The 334-nt window shown below is 36.2% G+C and carries 1 protein-coding gene; it reads right to left on the bottom strand.

Going from position 1 to position 334, the window contains the following annotated elements:
- Positions 1 to 141, bottom strand: a 141-nt coding sequence (locus PZH32_RS14155) for a DUF6462 family protein (RefSeq protein WP_343074560.1), incomplete at its 3' end; no start/stop codon positions are given.
- Positions 142 to 334: the final 193 nt, after the last annotated feature.

Genomic DNA, 334 nt, shown 5'->3' with positions numbered 1-334 from the left:
CTTATACACTGCTTTAGCTTCTTTCGCCAACTCCTGGAATTTCGTCAGTCCAATGCTATAAAGCTCTGCACCCTCTTGATAGCGTACAAATTTCTTTGCTATTTTCTTTGTTTTCTCTACATCTTTACGTGCATATCCCATACACGGCACCTCCTTTTTTTGCATTAAAAAAGCAGCTAACCTATTTTTCATAGACTAACTGCTTAAATCTCCGGTTCAATATTCAATTTTAATCTTCTGAAACATCTTCCGTTTGTCTTAACTGTTTATGAACATCACGTCCACCATACATAATTCGCACTACATATACCGTTTCAGTTTCATCATCTGTTTT

The sequence above is a fragment of the Adlercreutzia equolifaciens genome (assembly GCF_029076695.1).
Taxonomy (GTDB): Bacteria; Actinomycetota; Coriobacteriia; order Coriobacteriales; family Eggerthellaceae; genus Adlercreutzia; species Adlercreutzia equolifaciens_A.
This window is presented reverse-complemented; position numbering and strand designations above follow the sequence as displayed.